General features: G+C 65.5%; 26 protein-coding genes and 1 tRNA gene. 18 read left to right on the top strand and 9 right to left on the bottom strand.

The window, feature by feature from the left end:
• Positions 1–121 precede the first annotated feature (121 nt).
• The 3 genes from ACFLEY_RS36775 (at position 122) to ACFLEY_RS36765 (ending at position 1,917) form a co-directional block, all read left to right on the top strand.
• Positions 122–607, top strand: coding sequence for a hypothetical protein (locus tag ACFLEY_RS36775; protein WP_060910667.1), 486 nt, complete (start codon positions 122–124; stop codon positions 605–607).
• Positions 608–704: 97 nt separating this feature from the next.
• On the top strand, positions 705–1,193 hold the full coding sequence (greA, locus tag ACFLEY_RS36770; protein ID WP_060910668.1) for a transcription elongation factor GreA: 489 nt from the start codon (positions 705–707) through the stop codon (positions 1,191–1,193).
• A gap of 46 nt (positions 1,194–1,239) precedes the next feature.
• Entirely contained in the window at positions 1,240–1,917 is a 678-nt protein-coding gene (locus ACFLEY_RS36765) for a hypothetical protein (RefSeq protein ID WP_011089958.1), read from the top strand.
• A gap of 330 nt (positions 1,918–2,247) precedes the next feature.
• Here the strand turns inward: ACFLEY_RS36765 and ACFLEY_RS36760 are convergent.
• The 3 genes from ACFLEY_RS36760 to ACFLEY_RS36750 all read right to left on the bottom strand — a co-directional run bounded on the left by ACFLEY_RS36760 (position 2,248) and on the right by ACFLEY_RS36750 (position 4,504).
• A tRNA-Val gene (locus tag ACFLEY_RS36760) sits at positions 2,248–2,322 on the bottom strand.
• Between the two features lie 158 nt (positions 2,323–2,480).
• Positions 2,481–3,779: a hypothetical protein gene (locus ACFLEY_RS36755; RefSeq protein ID WP_060910697.1), complete on the bottom strand. Its 1,299-nt coding sequence runs from the start codon at positions 3,777–3,779 to the stop codon at positions 2,481–2,483.
• A 119-nt stretch (positions 3,780–3,898) separates the two neighbouring features.
• Positions 3,899–4,504: a DUF1134 domain-containing protein gene (locus tag ACFLEY_RS36750; RefSeq protein WP_060910698.1), complete on the bottom strand. Its 606-nt coding sequence runs from the start codon at positions 4,502–4,504 to the stop codon at positions 3,899–3,901.
• Positions 4,505–4,643: 139 nt separating this feature from the next.
• Here ACFLEY_RS36750 and ACFLEY_RS36745 point away from each other — a divergent pair, with 139 nt between their 5' ends.
• A complete protein-coding gene (locus tag ACFLEY_RS36745) occupies positions 4,644–5,129 on the top strand; it encodes a YHS domain-containing (seleno)protein (protein WP_060910699.1) in 486 nt (161 codons plus the stop codon).
• Here the strand turns inward: ACFLEY_RS36745 and ACFLEY_RS36740 are convergent.
• Positions 5,123–5,953, bottom strand: a complete 831-nt coding sequence (locus tag ACFLEY_RS36740; protein WP_082756024.1) for a 3'(2'),5'-bisphosphate nucleotidase CysQ — start codon at positions 5,951–5,953, stop codon at positions 5,123–5,125. The genes ACFLEY_RS36745 and ACFLEY_RS36740 overlap by 7 nt on opposite strands.
• A gap of 186 nt (positions 5,954–6,139) precedes the next feature.
• On the opposite strand from ACFLEY_RS36740, the gene chpT reads away from it, so the two are divergent.
• The 7 genes from chpT (at position 6,140) to ACFLEY_RS36705 (ending at position 13,649) form a co-directional block, all read left to right on the top strand.
• A complete protein-coding gene (gene chpT / locus ACFLEY_RS36735; RefSeq protein ID WP_028176023.1) occupies positions 6,140–6,793 on the top strand; it encodes a histidine phosphotransferase ChpT in 654 nt (217 codons plus the stop codon).
• Between the two features lie 197 nt (positions 6,794–6,990).
• Positions 6,991–9,792 carry a hybrid sensor histidine kinase/response regulator gene (locus tag ACFLEY_RS36730; protein WP_060910700.1) on the top strand — a complete coding sequence of 934 codons (2,802 nt, stop codon included), beginning with the start codon at positions 6,991–6,993 and terminating at the stop codon, positions 9,790–9,792.
• 81 nt (positions 9,793–9,873) lie between these two features.
• Positions 9,874–10,344 carry a chemotaxis protein CheW gene (locus ACFLEY_RS36725; protein WP_011084983.1) on the top strand — a complete coding sequence of 157 codons (471 nt, stop codon included), beginning with the start codon at positions 9,874–9,876 and terminating at the stop codon, positions 10,342–10,344.
• Positions 10,345–10,417: 73 nt separating this feature from the next.
• Positions 10,418–10,783, top strand: a complete 366-nt coding sequence (locus ACFLEY_RS36720; RefSeq protein ID WP_007600538.1) for a PleD family two-component system response regulator — start codon at positions 10,418–10,420, stop codon at positions 10,781–10,783.
• Positions 10,784–10,858: 75 nt separating this feature from the next.
• The gene (locus tag ACFLEY_RS36715) at positions 10,859–12,052 is read left to right on the top strand and encodes a chemotaxis response regulator protein-glutamate methylesterase (protein ID WP_211433564.1); all 1,194 of its coding nucleotides are present in this window, start codon (positions 10,859–10,861) and stop codon (positions 12,050–12,052) included.
• The gene (locus ACFLEY_RS36710; protein ID WP_011084985.1) at positions 12,049–12,921 is read left to right on the top strand and encodes a protein-glutamate O-methyltransferase CheR; all 873 of its coding nucleotides are present in this window, start codon (positions 12,049–12,051) and stop codon (positions 12,919–12,921) included. The genes ACFLEY_RS36715 and ACFLEY_RS36710 overlap by 4 nt, the downstream gene beginning before the upstream one ends.
• A 332-nt stretch (positions 12,922–13,253) precedes the next feature.
• Positions 13,254–13,649, top strand: coding sequence for a hypothetical protein (locus ACFLEY_RS36705; protein WP_304566241.1), 396 nt, complete (start codon positions 13,254–13,256; stop codon positions 13,647–13,649).
• Between the two features lie 57 nt (positions 13,650–13,706).
• On the opposite strand, the gene ACFLEY_RS36700 is transcribed toward ACFLEY_RS36705, so the two are convergent.
• Positions 13,707–14,867 carry a glutathionylspermidine synthase family protein gene (locus ACFLEY_RS36700; protein WP_038966501.1) on the bottom strand — a complete coding sequence of 387 codons (1,161 nt, stop codon included), beginning with the start codon at positions 14,865–14,867 and terminating at the stop codon, positions 13,707–13,709.
• Between ACFLEY_RS36700 and ACFLEY_RS36695 the strand changes: the two genes are divergently transcribed.
• Positions 14,866–15,150: a hypothetical protein gene (locus tag ACFLEY_RS36695; protein WP_060910702.1), complete on the top strand. Its 285-nt coding sequence runs from the start codon at positions 14,866–14,868 to the stop codon at positions 15,148–15,150. The two genes, ACFLEY_RS36700 and ACFLEY_RS36695, sit on opposite strands and share 2 nt — an antisense overlap.
• Before the next feature lie 8 nt (positions 15,151–15,158).
• Here ACFLEY_RS36695 and ctrA read toward each other — a convergent pair whose 3' ends face one another.
• Positions 15,159–15,860: a response regulator transcription factor CtrA gene (gene ctrA / locus ACFLEY_RS36690; protein ID WP_008138878.1), complete on the bottom strand. Its 702-nt coding sequence runs from the start codon at positions 15,858–15,860 to the stop codon at positions 15,159–15,161.
• 449 nt (positions 15,861–16,309) lie between these two features.
• Between ctrA and fliI the strand changes: the two genes are divergently transcribed.
• The 6 genes from fliI (at position 16,310) to ACFLEY_RS36660 (ending at position 22,681) form a co-directional block, all read left to right on the top strand.
• Positions 16,310–17,635: a flagellar protein export ATPase FliI gene (fliI, locus tag ACFLEY_RS36685; RefSeq protein WP_060910703.1), complete on the top strand. Its 1,326-nt coding sequence runs from the start codon at positions 16,310–16,312 to the stop codon at positions 17,633–17,635.
• Between the two features lie 121 nt (positions 17,636–17,756).
• Positions 17,757–18,176 (top strand): flagellar export protein FliJ, encoded by a 420-nt coding sequence (gene fliJ / locus ACFLEY_RS36680; RefSeq protein ID WP_011084990.1) that lies wholly within the window; start codon positions 17,757–17,759, stop codon positions 18,174–18,176.
• Between the two features lie 182 nt (positions 18,177–18,358).
• Positions 18,359–18,904, top strand: coding sequence for a sigma-70 family RNA polymerase sigma factor (locus ACFLEY_RS36675; protein ID WP_011084991.1), 546 nt, complete (start codon positions 18,359–18,361; stop codon positions 18,902–18,904).
• A gap of 37 nt (positions 18,905–18,941) precedes the next feature.
• The gene (locus ACFLEY_RS36670; RefSeq protein WP_060910704.1) at positions 18,942–20,033 is read left to right on the top strand and encodes an anti-sigma factor domain-containing protein; all 1,092 of its coding nucleotides are present in this window, start codon (positions 18,942–18,944) and stop codon (positions 20,031–20,033) included.
• 351 nt (positions 20,034–20,384) lie between these two features.
• Complete coding sequence (locus ACFLEY_RS36665; RefSeq protein ID WP_028175163.1) at positions 20,385–21,344, top strand: AraC family transcriptional regulator; 960 nt, start codon at positions 20,385–20,387, stop codon at positions 21,342–21,344.
• 116 nt (positions 21,345–21,460) lie between these two features.
• The gene (locus ACFLEY_RS36660; RefSeq protein WP_028175164.1) at positions 21,461–22,681 is read left to right on the top strand and encodes an NAD(P)/FAD-dependent oxidoreductase; all 1,221 of its coding nucleotides are present in this window, start codon (positions 21,461–21,463) and stop codon (positions 22,679–22,681) included.
• Between the two features lie 306 nt (positions 22,682–22,987).
• On the opposite strand, the gene ACFLEY_RS36655 is transcribed toward ACFLEY_RS36660, so the two are convergent.
• The 3 genes from ACFLEY_RS36655 to ACFLEY_RS36645 form a co-directional block, all read right to left on the bottom strand.
• On the bottom strand, positions 22,988–23,188 hold the full coding sequence (locus tag ACFLEY_RS36655; protein ID WP_011084994.1) for a hypothetical protein: 201 nt from the start codon (positions 23,186–23,188) through the stop codon (positions 22,988–22,990).
• Positions 23,189–23,482: 294 nt separating this feature from the next.
• A complete protein-coding gene (gene flhA, locus ACFLEY_RS36650; protein WP_211433565.1) occupies positions 23,483–25,624 on the bottom strand; it encodes a flagellar biosynthesis protein FlhA in 2,142 nt (713 codons plus the stop codon).
• 329 nt (positions 25,625–25,953) lie between these two features.
• Positions 25,954–26,256 carry a copper-binding protein gene (locus ACFLEY_RS36645; RefSeq protein WP_028175166.1) on the bottom strand — a complete coding sequence of 101 codons (303 nt, stop codon included), beginning with the start codon at positions 26,254–26,256 and terminating at the stop codon, positions 25,954–25,956.
• Positions 26,257–26,260 lie beyond the last annotated feature (4 nt).

Here is a 26,260-nt window from a genome sequence, read left to right as displayed (position 1 = left end):
ATTGGACGCGCGCGCCGCCGGTGCAACACGGAGGCGGCCCTGGCCAGCGGGAGGCGGACCACACATACGTTGTGGCGATCTGCCGGAGCAGTGCTAGAGTAGGCCAAAGCCGGGGGACGTAATGAGTGACGACGTGAAGGATGCTGGCCTTGTGGCCATGATCAGCAGCATCCTGGGAGGCAACAAGCGCGCAGACGTCGTCGCACCGCCGCCGCTCACCGAGGGTCCACCGACAGCGCCGACGGATGGATTTGAGCCGGTCGAGGCGTCCATCCCCGAAGCGGCACCGGCCAAGCCCGACAATGCGTCCAATGCCGAGCCTGCGGGCGCCAAGCCGGCCGAACCGCCCGCAAAAATCGCCACGACACCGGATGGCAAACGATTGCTGCCCGCGGAAGCGATTGCCGATCTCGTGCTCGGCGAGTTGCGCAAGCTGGACGACTTTCCCGCGTCCGGCGTCTCGGTCACGGTCTACGGCTACCGGCATTGGAACGCGATGATCACCTTCGCGCCATTCTCGACCACGTTCCAGAACGCGACGCGGTTCCGCCAGGCCATGCCGGACCTCGTCTTCAAGCTGCGCCGTTTCGTCCAGCTTGAGATATAGTCCGGGCAATCGCCCGTGAGGTGCGGACGCCCGATCCCCGGGGATTGCGGCGCGAACGCACCGCCGTTAGCCAAAACAGTACGACAGGATTTACGAATTGAGCGTCGCCTTTACCAAGGAAGAAAGCGCCGAAACCGCGTCCGAGACGCTGTTGCCGGATCGGCCGATCTCGCCTCATCCGAACCTCGTGACCGAAGCGGGCTTGCAGGCCTTGCAGACGCAGCTTCAAGAGGCGCGCGAGGCCTATGAGGCCGCGCAAGCCATCGACGACGTCAACGAGAAGCGCCGGCAGTCGGCAGTCCCCCTGCGCGACGCGCGCTATCTGACGGAACGGCTGCGCACCGCGCAGGTCATTCCCACCCCGGCCTCGACCGACACCGTCGCCTTCGGCAGCACGGTGACCTTCAGCCGCCCTGACGGCCGCGTGCAGACCTATCGCATCGTCGGCGAGGACGAAGCCGACCCGAAGGCCGGCTCGATCTCGTTCGTCTCGCCGGTCGCGAGGTCGCTGATCGGGAAGGCGGTGGGAGACGTCGTGGGAGCGGGCGCGCAGGAGATCGAGATTCTGTCGATCGGATCGTGCTGATATCGATGGTCTGTGCTGTGCCCGCGCAACAAAGCCCGATGGTTGGATGAGACGGTTTCTGTCGGGAGCGTTGCCGTTCTACGCGCTGGCTGGACTAGCCATGTGCATGTACCTCGTCCTGTACAAGACCGATCTCTTCGACTTGAACGCCATCGTCGAGGGTGCGACCGGGTCACCGTGGTTTCCGGTCTTCATGTTCGTCTGCGTGCTGCTGGAGTCGGTCTTCCCGTATTTTGGCTATTTTCCCGGGACCGCCCTCATCCTGATGTCCGTGGCGCTCAATCCGAAGCCTGCGGATGTCTCCGTCTTTATCGTGGCGTGGCTGGCCATCATCGTGGGTGCCGTCCTGAGTTACGGACAGGCTCGTTTTTTCAGACCGCTGTTGCAGCGGGTTGCCTCAAAAGCGGCACTGCGCCGGTGTGAGTCCCTGCTCGACGCCTACGGTCCCTACGCGCGCGTTGCCTTGTTCGTTCACCCCAACGCGTGCGCGATGTATTTCACGGCACTCGGACTGCTCGGCCGTAACCTGACGCGAGAGATCGTCCATCTTTGCGTGGGTGCAGCGGCCTCCGTGGGCGTTCTGTTCGTCGTCGTGACCAGACTTGTATCGTCGGTAGGCGCCACCGATGATGGCGAATTGCAGCTGCTGCTGGCGGCAGCGCTGGTCGCGATCGGGACCCTCGTCGGCCTCTACGCGGCCTTGCGGCCGGCTCGGGCCGCTTGAAGCTTGCGTGCGCGTGAACCGGCGCGGTCTCGTCCCTTGCTCCGTCATTGCGAGCGCAGCGAAGCAATCCAGAGTCTTTCCGCGGAGGGATATTGGAATTGCTTCGCTGCGCTCGCAATGACGGGCTCAGGAACTCTCTCCTCGAATGCTGCCATCATGCCCCTGTCTTGCCCGACGGAGCAAGTCGATTCGGAAAAGGCGTAACCCATTGATCCGACTGATGTCGGCTACTGTGCATGGGGTTGTTTTCGACATTTTTGATTTGGGCGGGTGACGATAGCCGCCAGGCGTCGGGGATCGTCAGCAACCGGCAGGGTTCAGGAGGATGGATGGTGGGCGCACAAGGGATCGAACCTTGGACCTCTCCCGTGTGAAGGGAACGCTCTCCCGCTGAGCTATGCGCCCGGGACCATCATGCCGACGGCCGGACTTTCGGCCGGCCGGCGTATCAGAGCCCGCGATTTAGAAGTGCGGGCCGAAGGTGTCAAGTTTCGAGGCGTCCTCCGGCCCGAAAACCTTCCGTAGATGACGCAATCCAGCGGTGAAGCCGGGTTTCGGCCCGCTTAGGCGCCCTGCTGGCGGGCGCGGGAGGCGTGGGCCTGGAGCGCGCGGATGCGCTCGGCGAGCGTTCCGCCGCCCTCGGGCAGGGTGCCTGCGGCCGCGCCGTTGCTGGCGGCGTCGTTGGCCGGGCGCGGCGCCGGCTTCGGCGGCTGGCCGGCCTCGGCCGCAAGCAGCGCCTCGATCGGCGAGTTCGGGCCTTCGAGCTGCATCGCCAGCTTTGCGACCTCGGCGGCGATGTCGTTGATGCGCTCGCGCAGCAACGCGTTCTCCATGCGCTCGGTCGCCCAGGAGCTTTCTGCCTGCTGCTGGATCGCGTTGATGTCGCGCTGGAGCTTGGCGCGCTCGTCGCGCGCGGTGCGGAGCTGCTCCTCCAGCGCGGCCTTTTCCGCGCGCAGCGATTCCATGGCGGCCGACGACTTGCCGCCGCTCAAGGCGGCGATCTCGACGCGGAGCTCCTTGATTGTGCGCTCGGAGCCCTCGCTGGCCTGGCGGAGCTGGTTGTTCTCGTAGTCGCGCTCGGCGAGCAGCTTGCCTTGCGTGGCGAGGCGTCCCTCGAGGTCGGCGACGCGGCCCGAGAGCATCTCGGCCTCCTTCACCTGCACGATGAGCTGGCGATCGAGCTCGTTGACGCGCTGGCTCAGATTCTCGACGCGGCCGCGTGCATCGCCGAGCTCGCGCGAGGCGGTCTCGGATTCGGTTCGCTCCTGCGTCAGCCGCGCCTGCGTTGCGGCAAACTCCTTCTCGGCATCGCCGACGCGGTTCTTCAATTCCTCGATCTGCGCGCGCACCGCGACCAGCTCGACCTGGCGGCTCTCCGCCATCATCGAGCGGTTGGACAGTTCGGAGTTGATCTTTGCCAGCTCGTTCTGCTTGTCGGTCAGCGCATTCTCGGCGCCGCGCAATGCTTCGGTCTTGGCGCTGAATTCCTCTTCGGTGGCGCGGAGCTGCTCCTTCACCGCCTTCTCGCGCGCCTCCAGCGCGAAGATCGTGGCGTTCTTCTCGCCGAGCTCGATCTTCATGCGGTTGATGGCGTCGCTCTTCTTGCCGAGCTCGGCGAGCTGGCTCGTGGTCTTGTTCTTGAGCTGGTCGACGCTCATCTCGAGCCGTCGCGCCGACATGGCGAATTCGGCGCGGAGCTGGTCCTTGTCGGCCTGGATCTCGGCCATCGACAGCGGGGTGGCGGCCTCGAGCCGGCGCGTGGTCAGGCGCACCGCGCGGTTATGCACCAGCGGCACGATGGCAAGCCCGCACAGCATCGCGAGCAGGAAACCGATCGCCAGGTACATGATCGGTTCGACCATGGGCCAGAACTCCCAAAGCTAAGGAAAAATTTACCAACGACAATGCATGGCGGGCCGGCAAAAAGCCAGCCCCGCCCTGTTGTTAACGTGAATCCGGAATTGGACCGGTGGAGGGAGTCCTAGAACGGGTTCCAGGTCGCGCGCGGCGTGTACTTCAGGTAGCCGATATTGGCTCCCAGCCGCAGGCCGAGTCCGGAGCGGATCGGCACCAGCACGATGTTGTTGGCGGTGAGCGCCGTCATGCCGAAGCCGCCGATGATATAGGCCGAGCCGTCGAGGCCGGCGAAGCGCTGGTAGATCGCGTTGGTGGCGGGCAGGTTGTAGACCAGCGTCATGGTGCGCGCGCCGTCGCCGCCCCAGTCGAAGCCGAGCGAGGGGCCCTGCCAGTAGACGCGCAGGTCGCCGGCGTTCTTGGTGTAGAGCGTGCCTTCGCCATAGCGCAGGCCGGCGACGAAGGCGCCGGAGCCTTCCTCACCCAGGATATAGCCGTTCGGCAGGCCCCACTGGCTGACCGCCTTCTCGATGATCGAGGCGAGCCCGCGCGAGACGTTGCCGAAGAAGCGGTGGCCGGCGGTCACGAGCTCGTCCCGCCCATAGGTGGTGGGCGTCGGGGTCCGCTGCGGCGGCGGCAGGTTGGGCGGCGGCGCCTGCTGGGCGGAGGCCGGCACGATCCAGCCGACCATCGCGGCGAGCGCGAGCGCAGCAAGGCGTGATGCGAAAGTCATAAAAGAACCCCTGGTATCGAATCCGATCGCTTCCTTAACCTGACGCCAACAGGCACGGCTCTAGGTTGCGCCGGATGTCCCCTCGACTCGGATGTTATCCGCAGCAACTATGACGGCACAACGGCAGGAAGATAGCCCTTTGCGCCCCGGAATTGCCTTGATCGGCCGCCTCGTCTGCCTGCTGGCGGGCATTTGGATGGCCTGCGCATGGTTGCCCGCCCAGGCTGCCACCACCGAACGGATCGTCGTCAACCGCTTCAGCGGCGTCGCCATCGAGGGCTTCGATCCCGTCGCCTATTTCGTCGATGGCAGCGCCGTGCAGGGGACGGCTGAGTTCGAAGCGAACCTCTGGGGTGCGGTCTGGCGCTTCCGGAACGAGGGCAACCGGGCCTCCTTCCTGGCCCATCCCGAGGTCTATGGGCCGCAGTTCGGCGGCTATGACCCTGCCGACATCGCCCGCGGCGTCACCATCGCCGGCAACCCCCGCTTCTTCGCGATCGTGGCGCAGCGACTTTACCTGTTCAGCCGGGAGGCCAATCGCGACGCCTTCGCCGCCAATCCGGAGCGCTTCCTCTACGAAGTCGGCAAGCGCTGGCCGGCGCTTCAGGAGCAGCTCAGTCAGTAGCGGTCTACCGCCTGCGGGTCGCCCCAGGCGATGAACTCCGGGATGATGAAGCCGGTGTCCTGCCGCTGGCCGAACAGGATCTCGCCGCCCTTGCCGTCGGTGACCTTGCCGCCGGCCGCGGTTACGACCGCGCAGCCGGCCCCGACATCCCACTCCGAAGTGGGCCCGAAGCGGGGATAGATGTCGGCGCTGCCTTCCGCGATCCGGCCGAATTTCACGGCCGAGCCGACCGTCCTTCTGACGGCATTGGGCCTGTTGTCGATGAACGCTTCGCTTTTGGGATCGCCGTGCGAGCGGCTCACCGCCGCGACCCAGGGCTCGCCCGGCGCCGGCAGCTTGCGGGTATGGACCGGCTCGGCGGCACCGATGGTAGCGCCGTCAAATCTGACGCGCTCGGCGCCGCGGCCGACGATGCCGCGCCAGAGCAGCCCGAGTGCGGGTGCGCTGACGATGCCGAGCAGCGGCACCCCCTGAGTGACGAGGGCGAGGTTGACGGTGAACTCGTCGCGGCCGGCCACGAACTCCTTGGTACCGTCGAGCGGATCGATCAGGAAGAAGCTGTCGCGGAACGGCGGAGCGGCGAGCTGGGTCCGTTCCTCCGACAGCGTCGGGATGTCGCCTGCGAGCTGCGCCAGGCCGTCCGCAATGACGCGGTCGGCGGCAAGGTCGGCCTCGGTCACCGGCGAGCCGTCCTGCTTGCCGTCGACCCGCATCGCCGCGCGGTTGACCGCGAGGATCGCTTCGCCCGCCTTCACCACCAGCGCGGTGAGCGGCTCCATCAGGTCGGATGCGGCCGCGCCGTCGATGATCCGCTTCACCTGCATGCCTCATTCATCGGCAATTCCGTTCCTGCTCGACTGATTCGCCCGTGGCTTTATGGCCGCCCCGAACCGATCGCAAGCTAGCTGCCGCAGGCTTGCGAATGTTAGAACCCGCAGCATCCGTCAAGCATGCGTGATTCGCGGCGTCCAGCGCCGTGCAATTCCAGGAACCCTCCAGGACCCCATTATATGTCTGACGCCTCGTCGCCCGCGACCGTTACTGCTCCCGATATGCTCGAACTCGCCGCGCTGCTGTGCTCGCGGGTCTGCCACGATCTCATCAGCCCCGTCGGCGCCATCGTCAACGGGCTCGAAGTGCTCGACGACGATCCCAAGCCCGAGGACCGCGAGTTCGCGCTCGACCTGATTCGCAAGAGCGCCAAGACGGCCTCCGCCCGCCTCCAGTTCTGCCGTCTCGCCTTCGGCGCGGCCGGCTCCTCCGGCGCCCAGATCGACCTCGGCGATGCCCAGACCATGGCGCGCGGCCACATCGAGGACGGCAAGTGCACGATCACGTGGAATCTGCCGCGGCTGCTGCTGCCGAAGAATCGCGTCAAGCTGCTGCTCAACATGCTGGTCGTGGCCCAGCATACGATCCCGCGCGGCGGTACGCTGACGATCGATCCGGTCGGCGAGGGCGAGACGATGAGCTTTCGCATCACCGCGACCGGACACAACGCGCGCCTGCCGCAGAACATCGCCGAGCTCCTGAGCGGCGAGCGCGGGCCCGCTGCGGATGCGCACGCGATCCAGCCTTATTATACGCGGCTGCTCGCGCAGGCCTGCGGGCTCACCGTGACGCTCGCACCGGAAGGCGCAGCCATCATCGTTACCGCTTCGTAAACGCGCGCATCGCTCTCAAGACGTTAATCGAATCTTTACGAGGCGCTTCGGCTTGTCCGGAGCGCCTTATCTCTTTGTTGGTTCCGTTCTTTTCCACATACTCAACCATTATTAAACGCTTTGCGGTGAAGCTGGCCCCATTCCGAAATGGCGCATCACGCCTCGTGCGCGCCCTCCCTGTATGAAGGCCTGTTTTCATGGATGATCTGTTGCGGGAGTTCTTGACGGAGACCAGCGAGAGCCTGGACACCGTCGACAATCAGCTGGTGAAGTTCGAGCAGGAGCCGAACAACGCCAAGATCCTGGATAACATCTTCCGCCTGGTCCACACCATCAAGGGGACGTGCGGCTTCCTCGGCTTGCCGCGACTGGAAGCGCTGGCGCATGCCGGCGAGACGCTGATGGGCAAGTTCCGCGACGGCATGCCGGTGACGGGGCAGGCGGTGACGGTGATCCTGTCCTCGATCGACCGCATCAAGGAGATCCTCGCCGGCCTCGAGGCGACCGAAGCCGAGCCCGAGGGCACCGACCGCGATCTCATCGACAAGCTGGAAGCGATGGTCGAGCAGGGCATGGCGGCGATGGCGGCTGGCAGCGCCGCTCCCGTTGCTGACGCCCCGCCGCTGGTGCCGGAAGCGCCGGCCGCCGCTGCGCCGGCCAAGGACATGACCACGGGTTCGCTGATCGACCAGACCCTGGAGCGCCCGCTGCGCCCGGGCGAGGTGTCGCTGGACGAGCTCGAGCGCGCCTTCCGCGAGACCGCGATCGAAGCCCCAATCCCCGCGCCAATCGTCAAGGCCGAGGTCAAGGCTGAGCCCGCGCCGGCTCCGGCCCCTGTTGCCAAAGAGGCTGCCAAGGAAGCTGCCAAGCCTGCCGCCAAGGAGAAGGCCGCGCCGAAGAAGTCGATGGCCGACGAGGGCGCCTCCGAGGGCGACCGCATCGCCAACCAGTCGATCCGCGTCAACGTGGATACGCTGGAGCATCTGATGACCATGGTCTCCGAGCTGGTCTTGACCCGCAACCAGCTGCTGGAGATCTCCCGCCGCAACGAGGACACCGAGTTCAAGGTGCCGTTGCAGCGCCTCTCCAACGTCACCGCCGAGCTGCAGGAAGGCGTCATGAAGACGCGCATGCAGCCGATCGGCAATGCCTGGCAGAAGCTGCCCCGCATCGTCCGCGACCTGTCGAGCGAACTCGGCAAGCAGATCGAGCTGGAGATGCACGGCGCCGACACCGAGCTCGACCGCCAGGTGCTCGACCTGATCAAGGACCCGCTCACCCACATGGTGCGCAACTCCGCCGACCATGGCCTGGAGACCCCCGCCGAGCGGCTCGCGGCCGGCAAGGGCGAGCAGGGCACCATCCGCCTCTCCGCCTATCACGAGGGCGGCCACATCATCATCTGCATCGCCGACAACGGCCGCGGCCTCAACACCGAGAGGATCAAGGCCAAGGCGATCTCCTCGGGTCTCGTCACCGAGGCCGAGCTCGAGAAGATGAGCGAAGCCCAGATCCACAAGTTCATCTTCGCGCCGGGCTTCTCGACCGCGGCCGCCATCACCTCGGTGTCGGGGCGCGGCGTCGGCATGGACGTGGTGCGCACCAATATCGACCAGATCGGCGGCACCATCGACATCAAGTCGGTGGCCGGCGAGGGTTCCTCCGTCACCATCAAGATCCCGCTGACCTTGGCCATCGTCTCCGCGCTGATCGTGGAAGCCGCCGGCGACCGCTTCGCGATCCCGCAGCTCTCCGTCGTCGAGCTGGTCCGGGCCCGCGCCAACAGCGAGCACCGCATCGAGCGCATCAAGGACACGGCGGTTCTTCGTCTCCGCAACAAGCTCTTGCCGCTGATCCATTTGAAGAAGCTGCTCAAGATCGACGACGGCGCGGCCAGCGATCCCGAGAACGGTTTTATCGTGGTGACGCAGGTCGGCAGCCAGACCTTTGGCATCGTCGTCGACGGCGTCTTCCACACCGAAGAAATCGTGGTGAAGCCGATGTCGACGAAGCTGCGTCACATCGACATGTTCTCCGGCAACACCATCCTGGGCGATGGCGCCGTCATCATGATCATCGACCCCAACGGCATTGCCAAGGCGCTGGGTGCTGCCGGCTCCTCGGCCCATGACATGGGCGACGAGAACGGGGCGCATCACATCGGAAGTGGCGAGCAGACCACCTCGCTGCTGGTGTTCCGCGCCGGCTCGTCCCAGCCCAAGGCGGTCCCGCTCGGGCTCGTTACGCGCCTCGAAGAGCTCCCCGCCGACAAGATCGAGTTCAGCAACGGCCGCTACATGGTGCAGTACCGCGAGCAGCTGATGCCGCTCGTCGCCATGGAGAGCGTCACCGTTGCCAGCCAGGGCGCCCAGCCGATCCTGGTGTTCGCCGACGACGGCCGCTCCATGGGCCTCGTCGTCGACGAGATCATCGACATCGTCGAGGAACGCCTCAACATCGAGGTCGGCGGCTCCAGCCAGGGCATCCTGGGCTCGGCCGTGATCAAGGGGCAGGCCACCGAGGTGATTGACGTCGGCCACTTCCTGCCGATGGCGTTCGCCGACTGGTTCACCCGCAAGGAGATGAAGCCGTCGATGCACTCGCAGTCGGTGCTGCTGGTCGACGACTCCGCGTTCTTCCGCAACATGCTGGCCCCCGTCCTGAAAGCCGCCGGCTACCGCGTCCGCACCGCGCCGACCGCGCAGGAGGGCCTGGCCGCGCTGCGCGCCCAGAGCTTCGACGTGGTCCTGACCGACATCGAGATGCCCGACATGAACGGGTTCGAGTTCGCCGAGGTGATCCGCTCCGACAACAATCTCGGCGCGATGCCGATCATCGGCCTGTCCGCGCTGGTGTCGCCGGCGGCGATCGAGCGCGGCCGTCAGGCCGGCTTCCACGACTATGTCGCCAAGTTCGACCGTCCCGGTCTGATCGCGGCGCTGAAGGAGCAGACCGCGGGCGCCGCCGGCGCCTCCGAGCTGAGCCGGGCAGCGGCGTAAGAGCATGATCCGGAAAAGTGTGAAGCGGTTTTCCGACGAGATCATGCTCAAAACGAAAAAGCGGGATCAGGAGATACGCTGATGGCCAACAAGACCCAGTCCACCGAAGGCGCCATGGTCGAATACGTCACCGCGATGATCGGCGGCCAGCTGTTCGGCCTGCCGATCTCCCGCGTCCAGGACGTGTTCATGCCCGAGCGCGTCACCCGCGTTCCGCTGTCCTCCCGCGAGATCGCCGGCGTCCTCAACCTGCGCGGCCGCATCGTCACCGTGGTCGACATGCGCGCCCGTCTCGGCCTGCCGAGGCCCGAGGACGGCAAGGTGCCGATGGCGGTCGGTGTCGACCTGCGCGGCGAATCCTATGGCCTGCTGATCGACCAGATCGGCGAGGTGCTGCGCCTGCCCGAGGACGGCAAAGAAGAAAACCCCGTCAACCTCGACCCCCGCATGGCCAAGCTCGCCGGCGGTGTCCACCGCCTCGACGGCCAGCTCATGGTCGTCCTCGACGTCGATCGCGTCCTCGAGCTCGCGCCCGAGATGATGGCGGCCTGATACGGCGGCACTGCCGCCGACGGACGTGCAATTGGAAGTGTCCCCGCGAAGGGGACAGGAAGCAGAGGTTCACATGCGAACTTGTCTCGTCGTTGATGATTCCAGCGTCATCCGCAAGGTTGCGCGCCGGATCCTGGAGGGCCTCGACTTCCAGATCCTCGAAGCCGAGGACGGTGAGAAGGCGCTGGAGGCCTGCAAGCGCGGCTTGCCCGACGCGGTGCTGCTGGACTGGAACATGCCTGTCATGGACGGCTACGAGTTCCTCGGCCATCTCCGGCGCATGCCCGGCGGCGACCAGCCCAAGGTGGTGTTCTGCACCACCGAGAACGACGTTGCGCACATCGCGCGTGCGCTTCATGCCGGCGCCAACGAGTACATCATGAAGCCCTTCGACAAGGACATCGTGACGGCGAAGTTCCAGGAAGTCGGCCTGATCTGAGCGACCGTCCGGAGGCTGAACGGCTCCTTCGGCGTTTGTTTTCAACTGAACCGTTTCAGTCTGAGTTGGTGAGTAATGAGTGTTGCGTTCGCAGGTAATTCGACCACGGGTTCGTCGCGTGAAGCGGGACCGCTGCGGGTGATGATCGTCGATGACTCCGTCGTCATCCGCGGTCTGATCTCGCGCTGGGTCGGTGCCGAGCACGACATGGAGGTCGCAGCCTCGCTGCGTACCGGGCTCGAGGCGGTCAACCAGCTCGAACGCATCAACCCTGATGTTGCCGTGCTCGACATCGAAATGCCCGAGCTCGACGGCATCTCCGCGCTGCCGCAATTGCTGGCGAAGAAGCGCGATCTCGTCATCATCATGGCCTCGACGCTGACGCGCCGCAACGCGGAGATCAGCTTCAAGGCGCTCTCGCTCGGCGCGGCCGACTACATTCCGAAGCCGGAATCGACGCGCGAAGCGTCGGCCGCGGACACCTTCCATCATGACCTGATCCAGAAGATCCGTCACCTCGGTGCACGGCTGCGCCGGAAGCCCGCGGTTGCGAGCCCGCCGCTGGCGCCTGCGAGCCCCGCTCCGGCTGCACGTGCACCGATTGTCGCGCGGCCCGCCGCGCCTGCACCGGCCGCCAATGCCCTGTCGTCGGGGGCGCTGTCCACGCGCCCGTTCTCGACCCAGGCCCCCAAGGTGCTGCTGATCGGCTCCTCGACCGGCGGTCCGCAGGCACTGATGGCTCTCGTCACCGAGCTCGGCCCGGTGATCGACCGCTTCCCGGTGCTGATCACCCAGCACATGCCGCCGACCTTCACCACCATTCTTGCCGAGCATCTGGCGCGTTCGAGCCGCCGGCCGGCAGCCGAGGCGGTCGACGGCGAGCCGGTGAAGCCGGGACGGATCTATCTCGCGCCCGGCGGCAAGCATATGCGCGTGGTGCGCAGCGGTGCGGACGTGGCGATCGCGCTCGACGACGGCCCCGCCGTCAATTTCTGCAAGCCCGCGGTCGATCCGCTCTTCACCTCCGCCATCGACATCTGGCACGGCGCCGTCCTCTCCGTGATCCTGACGGGCATGGGCTCGGACGGCATGCGCGGCGGCAAGGACATCGTTGCCGCCGGCGGCAGCGTCATCGCACAGGATGAAGCCTCCAGCGTCGTCTGGGGCATGCCGGGCGCGGCGGCCAATGCCGGCATCTGCGCGGCGATCCTGCCGCTCAACCAGATCGGCGCCAAGGTCAACCGCCTGTTCGCGGGAGACCGCTCGTGACGCCGGTTGACTACGAGTATCTGCGCAAGTTCCTGAAAGAGCGCTCCGGCCTCGATCTCTCCGCCGACAAGCAGTATCTGGTCGAGAGCCGGCTGCTGCCGCTCGCCCGCAAGGCGAGCCTGCCCGGCATCCCCGATCTCGTGCTGAAGATCAGGAACGGCGATGGCCGGCTTGCGACCGACGTGGTCGAAGCGATGACCACCAACGAGACCTTCTTCTACCGCGACAAGATTCCGTTCGATCATCTGCGCGAGACCATCCTGCCGGGCCTGATCCAGGCGCGCGCTGCGCGCAAGTCGCTGCGCATCTGGTCGGCGGCGTCGTCGACAGGGCAGGAGCCCTATTCGATCGCGATGTGCGTGAAGGAGATGGGCGCGGCCCTGGCCGGCTGGCGCGTCGAGATCGTCGCGACCGACCTGTCGCAGGAGGTGCTGGAGAAATCCAAGGCCGGCGTCTACAGCCAGTTCGAGGTGCAGCGTGGCCTGCCGATCCAGCACCTGATGAAGTACTTCACGCAAGTCGGCGAGCTCTGGCAGCTCAATGCCGACATTCGCGCGATGGTGCAGTTCCGCCAGCTCAATCTGTTGCAGGACTTTTCCCATCTCGGCACGTTCGACGTGATCTTCTGCCGCAACGTGTTGATCTATTTCGACCAGGATACCAAGGCGGTGATCTTCGAGCGCATGGCGAAGGGGCTGGAAGCCGACGGCACGCTGCTGCTTGGCGCCGCCGAATCCGTCGTCGGCATCACCGATGCGTTCCGTCCCATCACTGAGCGCCGCGGTCTCTATCAGCTCAACCCGGCGCGCTCCGGCCGCCCCATGGGCGGACTGATGCCGCAGCCGCTGAAGATCGCCGCGGCGCGGTGATTGCCGAATGACAGGCGCTCTGAGAGAGCGCCGTCGTTGCGAACGATCGACAACATCGAGATATCTTCCGTCATTGTGCGCGACGCTTCACGAGCGTTTGAGCCCTGCGAGTTACTCCGCTACCGCGCAATAGACCTCGCGCCGCGATGCAGCACGGTCGTGACCCTGACCAGCATCTGAAAGACCTGCTATGCTGCCGAGGGTCCCGCGGACGCGGGACCCCATTCCATCATGAACGGATTTGAGGAGGACACACCATGCGAATAGCTTGTGCCTCGTACTTTCTGTTGGTCGCGCTCTCGTTGCCCACGACTGCTCGCGCTGGTGAGCAAGTGCTCGAATTCAAGCTCGTCACCAGGCCGGTGGACGTCAAGGTCACCGAGGTCGCGAATGTTGAAGGTCAGACGGTCATGTCCGGCAAGATGTTTGGCGTTGCCGTTTTCAAGGATGGCCGCATCGCCGTGAAGGACTTCGTCAACTCCAGTGATTTGCTCAAGGGCTCGGGGCCCATGTTCGGCTACAGCACCTACACCTTCGACGATGGCTCCTCGATCACGGCGCGCTACGCCGGTGCGATCAAGGACGGTAAGGCAAAGGGCGAATATACGATCCTGTCGGGCACCGGAACGTACGCAAACGCGACAGGCACTGGCGGCTTCGAAAGTGTGCAAAGTGGGTTCAAGGGCGCCTTCCTGTACGACGGACGATTCATCGTCAAGACGCCCTGAGCCGACACCAGGACCTTCGCGCTCGCGTGCCCTTGCCGACGGCGTCGCGAGCGCATTTCACAAGATCGCATGCGGAAGAAAACGCGAGCCGTTGCCGGTGATCGGACTCTCGTCTTCGCGGATCGACAGGCCGCAGGGTTCGTGGTTCACCAGCCAGCTTCCGATCACCGGATAGAAGCCCGAGAAGTTCGGCAGTGGCGAGAGCGCCTGCCGCACGAAGCCTTCTGCACCATAAGGACCTGCGTGCTCGTCGAGCGGCGTTCCGCCGGACACCAGCGTGACATTGGCGCCTTCGCGCGACAGCAGCGGCTTGCGCACATAGGAGCTGCCGAGCTCTGCTGCCCGCACATCGTCCTCGAAGAAGGCCGGCAGCAGGTTGGGATGGTTCGGAAACATCTCCCAGAGCAGCGGCAGGATGCCCTTGTTGGAGAGCACCGCCTTCCACGGCGGCTCGATCCAGCGCGTCGGCGCGCCCTCGAGCTTTGCGCCGAAGGCGTCGTGAAACATCCATTCCCAGGGATAGAGCTTGAAGGCGAGTGCGATGTCGCGATCGTCGAGATCGACGAAGCCGCCAGCCTCGTCACGCCAGCCGATCGCTTCAATGTCGAGCAGCGTGGTCGAAAGCCCCGCCTGGCGCGCGGTGTCTTCGAGATAGGCCAGCGTGCCGGCGTCCTCCTCATTGCCGGTGGTGCCGGTGAGATGGACATGGCGGCCTGCACCAATCTCTTTCCAGGCTTCGATCAGCCGCTCGTGGATGGAGTTGAACTGGTCGGCGCGCACCGGGATGATACGGCGTTCGATCGCTTGTTCGAGCCAGGTCCATTGGAAGACGGCGGCCTCGAAGATCGAGGTCGGCGTATCCGCGTTGTATTCGAGCAGCTTTGCCGGCCCCTTGCCGTCGAACTTCAGGTCGAGCCGGCCGTAGAGGCTGCGGTCGTCCCGCTCCCAGCTCTCGGCGATCAGGCTCCAGAATGCCTCCGGAATCTTCAAGCGCTGCAGATGGCGCTCGTCGCCGATGATGCGACCGGCAAGCTCGAGGCACATCGCGTCGATCTCGCCGGTTGGCGTCTCGATGCCGCGCTCGATCTCGTCGAGCGTGAAGGCGTAATAGGCGCGCTCGTCCCAATAGCGTTCGCCGTCGATGGTGTGAAAGACGAAGCCGCATTGCGCTGCGGTTTGTCGCCAGTCGTCGCGCTCGAGACAGATGATGCGTCGCATGGATCAGCCACCGCCGGAGAAGCCATGGCCAAACGAGCCGAAGCCGCCGCGGCTCACGCTGCTGTGGCCCGAGTCGGATGACGTGCTCGACGAAGAATGGCTGGAGGAATCGCTGCTGAAGAAGCTCGAGCGCGACGATGAGCCCGAGCCGCCGCTGCCGCCTGAAGAGCTGCTTCTGCTGCTGCACGCGGTGCTCGTCTGCACCGCCGGATCCGTCCTGGGAGGAGAGGGCTCGCGGCGGGGTCCAGGCTGGGAGGAGCGAGCCCTGCGGCTCGCGACGTAAACCCAGGATCAGGCGGGAATGCGCTCTTCGTGCTCGTGCGGCTCGCGCAGCACGTAGCCGCGGCCCCACACGGTCTCGATGAAGTTGCGGCCTTCGGAGGCGTTGGCGAGCTTCTTGCGGAGCTTGCAGATGAAGACGTCGATGATCTTCAGCTCGGGCTCGTCCATGCCGCCATAGAGGTGGTTGAGGAACATTTCCTTGGTGAGGGTCGTGCCCTTGCGGAGCGAGAGGAGCTCCAGCATCTGGTATTCCTTGCCGGTCAGATGCACGCGCTGGCCGCCGACTTCGACCGTCTTGGTGTCGAGGTTGACGACGAGGTCGCCGGTCTGGATGACCGACTGGGCATGTCCCTTGGAGCGGCGCACGATCGCGTGGATGCGGGCCACCAGCTCGTCCTTGTGGAAGGGCTTGGTCATGTAGTCGTCGGCGCCGACGCCGAGACCCTTGACCTTGTCCTCGATGCCGGCGAGGCCGGAGAGGATCAGAATCGGGGTCTTGATCTTGGAGACCCGGAGTTGCTTGAGCACGTCATAGCCGGACATGTCAGGCAGGTTGAGGTCGAGAAGGATAATGTCGTAATCGTATAATTTACCGAGATCGACGCCTTCTTCCCCCAAATCGGTCGTGTAGACGTTGAAGCTCTCAGACTTCAGCATCAGCTCGATCGACTGCGCGACGGCGCTGTCATCTTCAATCAGCAAAACGCGCATGCCAGTTCCCCATAGTCGCCGCTCCTGGGCGTCAGGTCGGCCGCATTCGCGGCACTCAACAAAACGCCTTTGAACAACTGATTCGGATCCTGACAACAGATGGTTAACAAATCCTGATTCTGGAACGCAAGTCCCCCCGGTGCAATTTTTGTCGAATCGCCCTAAGGTCTTGCGCAGGAAGCAGCTTTCGTTATCCGACTCCGTTCAAGTTCCACTTTAAGAGACGGGCCTAACCGACTCCCGCGACTCAGCCTTCTTCTGAAGGGGAGCCACGCTCAGTCACAAAGACAGTGACGCAATGATTAACGATGCGGGTAAACACGAAGTTAAGCGCCGTTCAGAAATATGGCGAAACTTAAGAGTTTCCCCGTGAAGGCCCGGGGATCACGACGACGACCACCTTATGAAGGCCCCTCCTATGAAGGCGCGCCGCTTATGAAGGCCCACCGATGAAGGCTCTGGCCGAACAGATCGGCGACATCGACGGCGTCAATATCTATGGCCGTGTGGTCGGTGTGCGCGGCCTGATGGTCGAGGTGGCCGGCCCGATCCATGCGATGTCGGTCGGCGCGCGGCTGGTGATCGAAACCGGCGCCAACCGTTCCATCCCCTGCGAGGTGATCGGCTTCTCCGGCAACAATGCTGTCGTGATGCCGTTCGCCGGTCTCGACGGCGTGCGCCGCGGCTGCAAGGCGGTCATCGCCAATGCCGCCAATCAGGTGCGGCCCTCGGCGGCCTGGCTCGGCCGCGTCGTCAATGCGCTGGGCGAGCCCATCGACGGCAAGGGGCCGTTGCCGCAGGGGTCCTCGCCGATGCCGTTCCGCAATACGCCGCCGCCGGCGCATTCGCGCAAGCGCGTAGGTAGCCCGCTCGATCTCGGCGTGCGCGCGATGAACACGTTCCTCACCTGCTGCCGCGGCCAGCGCATGGGCATCTTCGCGGGCTCCGGCGTCGGCAAATCGGTGCTGCTCTCGATGCTGGCACGCAACGTGGACGCCGCCGTCAGCGTCATCGGGCTGATCGGCGAGCGCGGCCGCGAGGTTCAGGAGTTCTTGCAGGATGATCTCGGCGAGGAGGGCCTGGCGCGCTCCGTCGTCGTGGTGGCGACCTCCGACGAACCGGCGCTGATGCGCCGCCAGGCCGCCTATCTGACGCTCGCGGTCGCCGAATATTTTCGCGACGAGGACAAGGACGTCCTCTGCCTGATGGACTCGGTGACGCGCTTTGCCATGGCCCAGCGCGAGATCGGCCTGTCCGCTGGCGAGCCGCCGACCGCCAAGGGCTATACGCCGACCGTGTTCACCGAGTTGCCGAAGCTGTTGGAGCGTGCCGGACCGGGCCTGGGGGAGGGCGCGATCACCGCGATCTTCACGGTGCTGGTCGACGGCGACGACCACAACGAGCCGATCGCCGACGCCGTCCGCGGCATCCTCGACGGCCACATCGTGATGCAGCGCTCGATCGCCGAGCGCGGCCGCTACCCCGCCATCAACATCCTCAAATCCGTCTCCCGCACCATGCCGAAATCGGCCGATCCGGAGTTCTGGCCGACCATCCAGAAGGCGCGCCAAGTGATGGCGACCTATGCCGACATGGAGGAATTGATCCGGCTTGGCGCCTACCGGGCCGGCTCCAGCCCCGAGGTCGACGAGGCGATCCGGCTGCACGAACCCCTGGAAGCCTTCCTGCGCCAGCGCAAGGACGAAAATGCCTCATTGGCGGACGGTTACCGCCAGTTGGCGCAAATCCTCGGTAATTTGGAAACGGAACGCTAACTTTGTCAGGTCATCATCCGATCCTACAGAGTAGCAGAGCCGGTCTTGGCCCCAATTGGGCCTGTGGGGAGACCGGTGTTGTCCCACGTGCAGCCAGGGGACTTCTGGGGAGTACGAGTCGATGAAGTCACGTGATACCCTCATTCGCCTGAAGAAGTTTCAGGTCGACGAGAAGCGCCGCCGGGTCACCCAGATCGAGACCATGATCGCCGACTTCCAGCGGATGTCGGTCGATCTCGAACGCGAGATCCAGACCGAGCAGGAGCGTGCCGGGATCAACGATCCCTCGCACTTCGCCTATCCGACCTATGCCAAGGCCGCGATCCAGCGCCGCGAGAACCTGACCCGATCGGCCGACGAGCTCAAGGGCCAGCTCGACGAAGCCAAGGCCGCACTGGCCGAGGCCTTCGAGGAGCTGAAGAAGGTCGAGCTCCTCGACGAGCGCGACCAGGCCCGCGAACGCGCCGAGGAAAACGCCCGCGAGCAGGCCGACCTCGACAGCATCGGCCTGATGCGGGCTCGCATCGGCGCTGTCGCCTGAGGCGCTAGCAGCAAGAACCGCCGAAAATTCGCGAAACCCGGACCCGCAAGGTCCGGGTTTTCGTATGCGCTGTCCACAGCGTGGCGCCACGCCCCTTGGTGGTCGGCTTGGCCGCGCGCTATGGTGGTGCAGTGCCGGGGGCCTGCGCGGAACGCGCCTGAGCCTACGCGTTGGGGGGCTGAATGCTGACGCCAGCAGAGCTGGTCGGGCTGATTGAGGCGGTGGCGAAGGGCGATCAGGCCGCGTTCGAGCGCCTTTACGTCGCCACGCGCGCGAAACTCTATGGCGTCGTGCTCCGTATCTTGCGTCGGCAGGATCTCGCAGAGGAGGTCATTCAGGAGACCTACGTCAAGATCTGGAACAGCGCCGGCCAGTTCAATCCGGCTCTGTCCTCGCCGATCACGTGGATGGCGTCGATCGCGCGCAACCGTGCGATCGATATCGTGCGCAAGAAGTCGGAAGTCTCCATCGAGGAAGAGCCTCAGGCGATGGAGGTTGCGGCCGACAGTCCCGATCCTCTGGCGCGCCGGGAGATGACCGAGGAGCTGAAGCGGCTCCTGGAATGTATCGGCCGGCTCGAGCCGGACCGTCAGAGGCTCGTGCTTCTCGCCTATTACAACGGCTGGAGCCGCGAGCAATTGGCGGAGAAATTCGCCGCGCCCGTCAATACGGTGAAGACGTGGCTGCGGCGCAGCATGTTGGATATCCGCGAGTGCCTCGGTTTATGAGGGTTTATGCTGTGAGGGTGGTTCTGGACTGCAAGTGATGGCCTACACGGAGGACCATATCGCGCTCGCCGCGGAGTATGCGCTCGGTACGCTCGACGCCGATGAGCGCGCGCAGGTCGAGACCATGATGGCGGTGGACAAGGCGTTCGCCGATGTCGTGCAGGCCTGGGCCTACCGGCTCGGCGTCCTCAACCAGATGGTCGGCACGATCGAGCCGCGTCCGATCGTGTGGGAGAACATCAGGTCCGAGCTCGCGCGGACGGCTTTCGCGCAGGAGCCCCCGGCGCTGTCCGAAGCCTCGCCGCCGCCGCCACCTGTACCGGCGTCGTCCTCGTTCGAAGCCGTCACGCCGGAAACGTCATCGGACCGCACGGAGCAACCGGAGCCGCAGCCTCCCGAAGCAGCGCAGACCGAAGCAGCTCAGCCCGAAGCCGCGCAATCCGAAACCGCGCGACCGCCGTCCGATGCGCTTCCCGACGTTGCGCCGATCTTCATGCCGCAGGTCCATGCGCCCGATCCGGACGTCGCGCGCGCGCCGCCGGCGCCCGTCGGGGACAACACCAATGTGATCCGGCTCGAGCGCCGCGTGAAGCGCTGGCGCACGATCGCATCCGCCGTCGGCGCGCTCGCGGCAGCGTTGCTGGTGACGCTGTCGCTTCAGATCTTCCTGCCCGATGCGCTGCCGGGCGGCTTGCGTCCCGCACCGCGCATCCAGACGGTCGAGGTGAAGACACCGGCGCCGCTCGCGGCGTCCGCGCAATATGTCGCGCTGTTGCAGGGCCAGGCCGGCGGCCCGGCCTTCATCCTCACCATCGACGGCGCGACACGGAATTTCACCGTGCGCAAGGTCGGCGCGACGCCGGAGCCCGGCAAGAGCTTCGAGCTCTGGCTGATCTCCGACAAGCTGCCGCGCCCGCGCTCGCTCGGCGTGATCGGCGGCGGCGAATTCACCGCGCGTCCGCTGCTCGCCTCCTACGATGCCGACGTCGTCAACGGCGCGACCTACGCCGTCACCGTCGAGCGGGCCGGCGGCTCGCCCAACGGCCAGCCGACCTCGGCGCCGGTATTTACCGGCAGGCTGATCGAGACCGTGCCGCCGTCTCAGCCGCAGGCGCCCGCGAAGAAGTAGATTTTTATCGTCGTCCTGGCGGAAGCCAGGACCCATTACCCCAAGAGCTTGTTGCAAGAGTGAGCTGTGGCCACACGGGCGAGCAACCGCACAATCCTGTGGTAATGGGTCCTGGATCGGTGCTCGCTCCGCTCGCTGGTTCAGGACGACGCTTAGAGGCATTGGGCGCGTCGCCATCGTCGCGGCAGCGCCTGATCGACGCATGTCGCCCCGGTCCACCCCGCTGTCGCATTCCGACAACCCCGGCCAAATCCAGCCCCGCTTTGAACCTCTCCGCAATTCGCGGCGTCAAATCCCCGGAATTCAGGCGGCGCATGCCGATCATGGTGCCGGAGAGGGGCGAGAAATCAAATGGATGCAGCGAAAACGCCGGGCATCTTTGTTCACCAATATGCGGGCCTGCCGATTGGTCCGGCCTTCGAACAATGGCGCGATCGGGCCTTCGGGGCCTGCGGCCTCGACATCGGGCCGAGCCATGGCGACAGCATCGATTGCCGGCTCCAGATCAGCGTGGTCGACAATATCGCGCTGGCCATTCCCGAAGGCGCCTCCGCGCAATATACGCGCACTCAGAGCCACCTTGCCGACGGCAGCGACGATCTCGTCCTGATCGCGGCCCATGCGGGCCTCGTCCGCGTCGGGCAGAACGGCCACACCGTGGAGCTTGCGCCCGCGCAGATGGTGCTCGTCGACATGGGCATCACCGGCACCGTCGGCCATACCGACGAGGATCGCTTCACCACCATCCGCATGCCGCGCCGCGCGCTGCTCGACATCAATCCGCGCGCCGAGGAGAAGCTGTCGCAAGTGCTTGCCGACGGTGCGGTCGCCGAAACCATCTTCCGCTACCACGCGCTCGCCGCCAATCACGGCCCGCATCTAGACGCCGTCGGCCAGCGCCTGACCGCGCAGCACATGGTCGATCTCGTCGGCCTCCTGCTCGGGACCGATGCCGAGCACGCAAGCCTTATGCGCGGCCGTGGGCAGGCGGCGGCCCGTCTCGATCTCATGCGCGCCGACGTGATGGCCGCGCTTGGCCGCAACGATCTCTGCCTGGCGGAAGTTGCGACGCGCTCGGGCCTGAGCCCGCGCCAGGCGCAGCGCCTGTTCGAGCAGGCCGGCACGACCTTCACCGAATTCGTGCTGGAGCAGCGCCTGTTGCTGGCGCGCAAGCTGCTCGGCGATCCCCGCGCGAGAACGCGCAAGATCAGCGACATCGCGCACTCCTCGGGCTTCTCCGACCTGTCCTATTTCAACCGCGCCTTCCGCAAGCGCTTTGGCGCGACGCCGTCGGAACTGCGCGAGGCGTGAGCCGAGATCTTGTGCAGCGGCGCGCGCCGCAGCAGTTGGTCGGCAGGGGCTATTGAGCTATATCTGCCTGCGCGGGGCAGACCGCTCGATTCTTCGGGATAACGCAGTAGGCGGACATGACGCGTATTGTCGTGCTCGGCGCCGGGTTTGCAGGCCTGTGGGCGGCCATCGGAGCTGCGCGCAAGCGCGACGAGATCGGCGCTGCCGGCCGCGACATCGAGATCCGTGTCGTCGACCGCAATCCCTACCACAACATCCGGGTGCGCAATTACGAGGTGGACCTCAGCGAGGTCGCGCTTCCGCTTGGGCAATTGCTCGATCCGATCGGCGTCACTCACGGCCTCGGCGAGGTCGAAGCCATCGATCCGGCACGGCGCGAGATCTCGCTGGTCACGAGCGACGGCGAGGAGACCTTGGGCTACGACCGGCTTGTGCTCGCGCTCGGCAGCGAGGTGACGCGTCCCGACATTCCGGGCCTTGCCGACCACGCCTTCGACGTCGACACCTACATTGCGGCCCTGCGCCTCGAGGATCATCTCGTCTCGCTCGGGCGCAGCGTGCCGTCGCCGGGGCGTTCGACGGTCGTGGTGGTCGGCGCCGGCTTTACCGGCATCGAGGTCGCGGCCGAGATGCCGGACCGGCTGGCGCGTGCCGGGATCACCGGCAGCCGCCGCATCATCCTGGTCGATCCGAATCCGACGGTCGGCGCTACCATCGGCGCGCACGCGCGTCCCGTCATCGAGACGGCGTTGTCGGCGCTCGACATCGAGACACGCCTTGGCGCGCGTGTCGCATCGGTCGAGGCGGCCGGCGTTCACTTGAGCTCGGGCGAGTTCATCCCGGCCCAGACGGTGATCTGGTGCGCCGGGCTACGTGCGAGCCGGCTGGCCGCGAGCCTTCCAGGCGCGCGCGATCGCCTCGGGCGCCTTCTGGTCGATCCGTTCATGCGGGTTGCCGATCTGCCTGGCGTGTTCGCGGCCGGCGACGTCGCCTCCAGCGTGGTCGACGGACTGCATCCCACCGTGATGTCCTGCCAGTTCGCCCGCCCCATGGGCCGCTTCGCCGGCCACAATGTCGTGGCCGATCTCCTGGGCCTGCCGATGCTGCCGCTGCGGATCGACTGGTACGTCACCGTGCTCGATCTTGGCAGTTGGGGCGCGCTCTATACGGAGGGGTGGGATCGCGAGGTCCGCACCACCGGCGCGGCCGCGAAGGCGACGAAGCAGACCATCAACCGCAAGCGCATCTATCCGCCGCTCAACGGGAGCAAGGACGAGCTGTTCGCTGCCGCAGCTCCAACCGTGCAGACGCCGCCGCCGACCTATGGGGCGCGGTAGTGTCCCACATATCCGGTGTCATCGTCCGCGAAGGCGGACGATCCAGTATTCCAGAGACTGCAGGGGGATACGGAGAAGCCGCGGCGTACTGGATTCCCCGCCTTCGCGGGGAATGACAGCGGTGGTCTTGGCGGCATCCCGCGTGACATCCGCAGTGAAAAACATCACCCCAGACGTGAGAAAGCGCCCGTGGGGGGCGGGCGCTTTCTGTAGTCGACTTGGGGTTGGGGTCGTCTACATATCCACGTGGCGACTTTGGGGGGCTGGTAAAGAGCCGCGTGAATTCAAAAAACTCGTCAGATCTCCTTAGCGAACGAGGGATGCGTTCGAACTGGTGATAACAACCGGCTTGCCGGCCTTGATGACGCGGGCCGTCTGGGTCAGACCTTCGTCCGAACCAGTGCGTGCCGTGATGCCGAAGCCTGCCACCGCGATCCCTGCGACGAGGGCTACGACCACGATCTTCAGGTGGGTCGAGCGATCTGCGCTGTAAATCGAGTGGTTCATGGAAGGCTCCTGCCGCCATCTACCCGAAGTAGTCGCTACCCTGTTCGGGCAGGTTCATGCTTCCGGTGCCCAACAACCTAGTATTGGGGGGATTCGTTCCCAAGGGGCGATCACAAGAGCGTGACAGGACGTGAAAGATCGCGATCAAAAACGATCCTTCATCGTATAATTTCGTAATTATTTCAATGTCGTAATGTGCTTGTCAGGCGCCTTTTCCGCATCGGGTCGACAAGGCGCCAGGAACTCAAAAACCATTTGCCTGTGGCCGAAAAACACACGGCTTCTTAAGGCAAATCAGATGCTTCCGACCGTTTTCAACCTCGCCCTGGGGTGGATTTCAGCCTGCGACAGCACGGTCGTCTGAGCGCGGAACCGCTCGACGAGAGAGCGGACGAAGGGACGAATTGCCGCAGAGGTGACCAGCACCGGCGCCTCGCCTTCGCGCGCGGCGCGCTCGAAGGCCTCGCGTACGGCGGTCATGAACTCCGACAGTTTCGAGGGCTGCATCGCGAGGCTGCGCTCTTCGCCCTGGCCGATGATGGATTCGGCGAAGGCCTGCTCCCAGCGCGCCGACAGCGCGATCAGCGGCAGATAGCCGTTGTAGGAGGTGTTCTGCGCGCAGATCTGCCGCGCCAGGCGGGCACGGACGTGCTCGACCATGGTGGTGGGATTGCGCGAGAAGGCGAGCGAGTCGGCGATCCCCTCGAGGATGGTGGAGAGATCGCGGATCGAGATGCGCTCGGCGAGCAGCAGTTGCAGCACGCGCTGGATTCCGGAGACCGTGACCTGTCCGGGGACGATGTCCTTGACCAGCTCGCTCTGCTCCTTCGGCAGCTCCTTGAGCAGCTTCTGCACCTCGCCATAGGAGAGCAGGTCCGACATGTTGGCCTTGAGCAGCTCGGTGAGGTGGGTCGAGAGCACGGTCGCGGCGTCGACCACGGTGTAGCCCTTGAGCGAAGCCTCTTCCTTGAGGCTGGCATCGACCCAGGTCGCGGGCAGGCCGAAGGTCGGCTCGGTGGTGTGGATGCCGGGCACCTGAACCTGGCTGCCGCCGGGGTCCATGACCATGAACTGGTTCGGCCAGATCTTGCCGGTGCCGGCGTCGACCTCCTTGATCTTGATGATGTAGGTGTTGGCTTCGAGCTGGACGTTGTCGAGGATACGCACCGCCGGCATCACAAAGCCCATCTCGATCGCGAGCGAGCGGCGCAGCGCCTTGATCTGCTCGGTGAGGCGGTCGGTGCCGTCGGGGCCGTTGACGAGCGGCAGCAGCGCATAGCCGAACTCGATCTTGAGGTCGTCGATCTTGAGCGCCGCCGAGATCGGCTCTTCGGTCGCAGCGGTGCCCGGCGCACCGGGCATGCCGGCCGCGGGCGCGGCCTTGGCAATTTCGTCAGCCTTGGCGGTTGCGCGGTTGCGGTTGCGCGCGGTCCAGGCCAGCGCACCGGCGCCGGCGCCGAGCGCGAGGAAGGGAATGGTCGGAATGCCCGGCAGCGCCGCCAGCACCAGCATGACGGCCGAGGACATCGCCAGCGCCTGCGGATAGCCGGAGAACTGCTTCATCAGCGCCTTGTCGGCGGCGCCGGAGACGCCGGCCTTGGAGACCAGCAGGCCGGCCGCGGTCGAGACGATCAGCGCCGGCACCTGGGTGACGAGGCCGTCACCGACGGTCAGCAGCGTGTAGCTGCGCCCGGCGTCGGCGAAGGACAGGCCCTGCTGCGCCACGCCGATGATCATGCCGCCGACGACGTTGATGAAGACGATCAGAAGGCCGGCGATGGCGTCGCCGCGGACGAATTTCGAGGCACCGTCCATGGCGCCGAAGAAGCCGCTCTCGTCCTCCAGCGCCTTGCGGCGCTCCTTGGCGACCTTCTCGTCGATCAGGCCGGCGGAGAGATCGGCGTCGATCGCCATCTGCTTGCCGGGCATGGCGTCGAGGTGGAAGCGCGCGGCGACTTCGGCGATGCGGCCCGAACCCTTGGTGATGACGACGAAGTTGACGATGATCAGGATGGCGAAGACGATGATGCCGATGACGAAATTGCCGCCCATCACGAAGCTGCCGAAGGCTTCGATGACGTGACCGGCGGCATCCGTGCCCTCGTGCCCGTGCGACAGGATCAGGCGGGTCGAGGCCATGTTGAGCGACAGCCGCAGCATGGTCGAAATCAGCAGGATGGTCGGGAAGGCGGAGAATTCCAGCGGCGCCTGGATGAACAGCGACGTCATCAGGATCAGGATCGAGAGCGTGATCGAGATCGCCAGGAACAGGTCCAGCACGATCGCGGGCAGCGGCAGGATCAAGACCACCAGGATGGTGAGGATGCCGAGCGCCAGCGCGATGTCGCCGCGCTTGAGGATGTTGACGATCTCGGTGAGGGTGGGGACGGCGGCGTTTGTGCTCCCTACGCCCTGTCCCGCGGTGACGTCGACCATGGTAGCTGCCTCCCCGCGCGACTGCCGGCCGCGCGCCCCAAACGTCTGCGCGGCGGCCGAAGGGCCGCCGTTCCGAAAGTGAGGCACCGCACTGGCGTCCACGGGGGACCTCCCGTTTTACGCGGCTGACGACACTCGACTACACCCGGCAATTCTTGCCGGGTGTATGGTTAGCAAAGGGTTAACGAGGGGGCGGCAGGAGGTCAGACCGGGGTGTTTCGGCCTTCCGGGTCGTCATTCCGGGGCGGTGCGAAGCACCGAACCCGGAATCTCGAGATTCCGGGTCTGGTCCTGCGGACCATCCCGGAATGACGGGGTAGGGGGCAAAGCTACTTCGCCTTCTCCATCTTCGTCACCGTGTAGCCCGAAGCCGCCTCCTCGGCTTCGAAGGTGACCTTGTCGCCGACCTTCACCTGCTTGAGCAAAGCGGGGTCCTTGACGCGGTAGACCATGGTCATGGGTTCATCCATGCCGAGGCTCTTGGCCGGCCCGTGCTTGAGCGTGATCTTGCCGGCGCTCTCGTCGATCTTCTTGACCTCGCCGCTGATCGAGGCGCCTGGCGCCGCGGCGGCACCGAAGGTCAGGCCGAGCGTCAGCGCGAGCGCGGCGGCGATGCGGGTGATCGATTTCATGGCT

It is taken from the genome of Bradyrhizobium sp. YCK136 (genome assembly GCF_044570075.1).
Taxonomy (GTDB): domain Bacteria; phylum Pseudomonadota; class Alphaproteobacteria; order Rhizobiales; family Xanthobacteraceae; genus Bradyrhizobium; species Bradyrhizobium diazoefficiens.
This window is presented reverse-complemented; position numbering and strand designations above follow the sequence as displayed.

Coding starts and splice junctions, on each gene's coding strand:
- ACFLEY_RS36655 (WP_011084994.1), bottom strand. CDS start 23,188: ATGAACCACTCGATTTACAGCGCAGATCGCTCGACCCACCTGAAGATC.
- ACFLEY_RS36670 (WP_060910704.1), top strand. CDS start 18,942: ATGGCCTACACGGAGGACCATATCGCGCTCGCCGCGGAGTATGCGCTC.
- flhA (WP_211433565.1), bottom strand. CDS start 25,624: ATGGTCGACGTCACCGCGGGACAGGGCGTAGGGAGCACAAACGCCGCC.
- chpT (WP_028176023.1), top strand. CDS start 6,140: ATGTCTGACGCCTCGTCGCCCGCGACCGTTACTGCTCCCGATATGCTC.
- ACFLEY_RS36725 (WP_011084983.1), top strand. CDS start 9,874: ATGGCCAACAAGACCCAGTCCACCGAAGGCGCCATGGTCGAATACGTC.
- ACFLEY_RS36715 (WP_211433564.1), top strand. CDS start 10,859: ATGAGTGTTGCGTTCGCAGGTAATTCGACCACGGGTTCGTCGCGTGAA.
- ACFLEY_RS36675 (WP_011084991.1), top strand. CDS start 18,359: ATGCTGACGCCAGCAGAGCTGGTCGGGCTGATTGAGGCGGTGGCGAAG.
- ACFLEY_RS36775 (WP_060910667.1), top strand. CDS start 122: ATGAGTGACGACGTGAAGGATGCTGGCCTTGTGGCCATGATCAGCAGC.
- fliI (WP_060910703.1), top strand. CDS start 16,310: ATGAAGGCTCTGGCCGAACAGATCGGCGACATCGACGGCGTCAATATC.
- ACFLEY_RS36730 (WP_060910700.1), top strand. CDS start 6,991: ATGGATGATCTGTTGCGGGAGTTCTTGACGGAGACCAGCGAGAGCCTG.
- ACFLEY_RS36700 (WP_038966501.1), bottom strand. CDS start 14,867: ATGCGACGCATCATCTGTCTCGAGCGCGACGACTGGCGACAAACCGCA.
- fliJ (WP_011084990.1), top strand. CDS start 17,757: ATGAAGTCACGTGATACCCTCATTCGCCTGAAGAAGTTTCAGGTCGAC.
- ACFLEY_RS36740 (WP_082756024.1), bottom strand. CDS start 5,953: ATGCAGGTGAAGCGGATCATCGACGGCGCGGCCGCATCCGACCTGATG.
- ACFLEY_RS36695 (WP_060910702.1), top strand. CDS start 14,866: ATGGATCAGCCACCGCCGGAGAAGCCATGGCCAAACGAGCCGAAGCCG.
- ACFLEY_RS36645 (WP_028175166.1), bottom strand. CDS start 26,256: ATGAAATCGATCACCCGCATCGCCGCCGCGCTCGCGCTGACGCTCGGC.
- ctrA (WP_008138878.1), bottom strand. CDS start 15,860: ATGCGCGTTTTGCTGATTGAAGATGACAGCGCCGTCGCGCAGTCGATC.
- ACFLEY_RS36765 (WP_011089958.1), top strand. CDS start 1,240: ATGAGACGGTTTCTGTCGGGAGCGTTGCCGTTCTACGCGCTGGCTGGA.
- ACFLEY_RS36720 (WP_007600538.1), top strand. CDS start 10,418: ATGCGAACTTGTCTCGTCGTTGATGATTCCAGCGTCATCCGCAAGGTT.
- ACFLEY_RS36750 (WP_060910698.1), bottom strand. CDS start 4,504: ATGACTTTCGCATCACGCCTTGCTGCGCTCGCGCTCGCCGCGATGGTC.
- ACFLEY_RS36665 (WP_028175163.1), top strand. CDS start 20,385: ATGGATGCAGCGAAAACGCCGGGCATCTTTGTTCACCAATATGCGGGC.
- ACFLEY_RS36660 (WP_028175164.1), top strand. CDS start 21,461: ATGACGCGTATTGTCGTGCTCGGCGCCGGGTTTGCAGGCCTGTGGGCG.
- ACFLEY_RS36755 (WP_060910697.1), bottom strand. CDS start 3,779: ATGGTCGAACCGATCATGTACCTGGCGATCGGTTTCCTGCTCGCGATG.